Raw genomic sequence first — 522 nt, 5'->3', positions numbered from 1 at the left:
AAAGATGGAAAAGAACATACCTTAGAAGAAGTAGGAAGAATCTTTAACGTAACACGTGAGAGAATTAGACAAATAGAAGCAAAAGCACTACGTAAATTAAAACATCCAAGCCGTGCTAGAAAACTCAGAGGGTTCTTTTGAGGAAATGCGTCAAATTAATATCAACTTGCGTTATTGGGAGGGCAAATAGAATAGCGTGATAATTGGCTCAAGCCTGTAATTATAAGCAAGAAGCGCTAGACTTCATAACAAACTTCTGGCAGCGCGCTGGTATTCAATGGAAACGAAAAAAACTACTTGACAACCTTCGCCGTTACCCTTATAATGATAATGAAGCTATTATTTATCTTCAGTCTGTGCAGATTAAACGACAGAAAACTCAATGTACTTGGCGTCTTATGTTTAATTTTTTGCACTATGTGCACCTCATGTCTTTTAAATTGGCGTTTTTTATTGTCCTAAACGCTTTAACAAGCGCATTTTAGCTTATATTAGGTAAAAACCTTGAAAGTTTATAAAGAC

1 protein-coding gene is annotated in these 522 nt (G+C 35.6%); it reads left to right on the top strand.

Going from position 1 to position 522, the window contains the following annotated elements; genetic code table 11:
- The coding region (locus GO685_RS05405) for a sigma factor-like helix-turn-helix DNA-binding protein (protein ID WP_281356236.1) at positions 1-141 on the top strand (141 nt) is incomplete at its 5' end.
- Positions 142-522 lie beyond the last annotated feature (381 nt).

This window comes from Wolbachia endosymbiont of Madathamugadia hiepei, from assembly GCF_013366855.1.
GTDB lineage: Bacteria > Pseudomonadota > Alphaproteobacteria > Rickettsiales > Anaplasmataceae > Wolbachia.
The sequence above is the reverse complement of the archived record's forward strand: the minus strand, read 5'-3'. Positions and strand labels throughout refer to the sequence as shown.